Here is a 677-nt window from a genome sequence, read left to right on the forward strand (position 1 = left end):
CTAGGTCAGTTACCGACCCTTCGTCGAACAAGTGAATCTGGTGATAGTCTGCAAACAGCCGCAGCTCACCGTACAAAGTCGATGCCCCCTTAGCGCCCGGGCGCTCACTCGAAGCGAATATTCACACTAGCCCCGTCAGGAAGGTCCTTTATCTGCGTGTAGACGTGCGCCCTAAAGCTTGCCAGTTCAATATCCGGTTTCGCTCTCAGCGCTTCAACGCTGTATTCGCCACCGAGCACAAACGGGACGGCCGAGGCAAGTCGGCACCCCGGAGGAAGCTCCCCGTTTACGATTTGCCACTGATGGGCAAGGGGAAATCCTGTAAGTGTGTCAGCATTGTCGAGGATGGCCGCCGCCCAATCCTCTACATTCTTTCCGAGATATTCCAACTCCGCCGTCTCCGGATCAAAAGAGAAAAACCCCGAGCCATCCAATGTAAATTGGAACCCAAATGCGTCTTTCGCGAAGCAGATTGCATGCCTAGATAGAGCGGCATAAGCCGATCTCCAGCCGAGTTCGTCGTTCCACCACTCGACGCTTCCCGGCCCACCTCCCCACGGCCTTATCAGCAGAGCGGACTCAAAGGCGAAGAACCCGTTCTTTGCTCGGTATAAAGGAAGCAGAGAATCATCCGCCACAACTTCCGAATTTAACTCACGGCCAAGTGGTGCACTGCC

Annotated in this window: 1 protein-coding gene; it reads right to left on the reverse strand. The window is 55.1% G+C overall.

Annotation, left to right across the window (positions count from 1 at the left end; all coding sequences use genetic code 11):
• Window positions 1-104: 104 nt before the first annotated feature.
• A partial coding sequence (locus ACFHWU_RS29275) for a hypothetical protein (RefSeq protein WP_416592322.1) occupies window positions 105-677 on the reverse strand: 573 nt, incomplete at its 5' end.

It is taken from the genome of Micromonospora sp. LOL_015, from assembly GCF_048060275.1.
In the GTDB taxonomy this organism is placed as follows: Bacteria; Actinomycetota; Actinomycetes; order Mycobacteriales; family Micromonosporaceae; genus Micromonospora_E.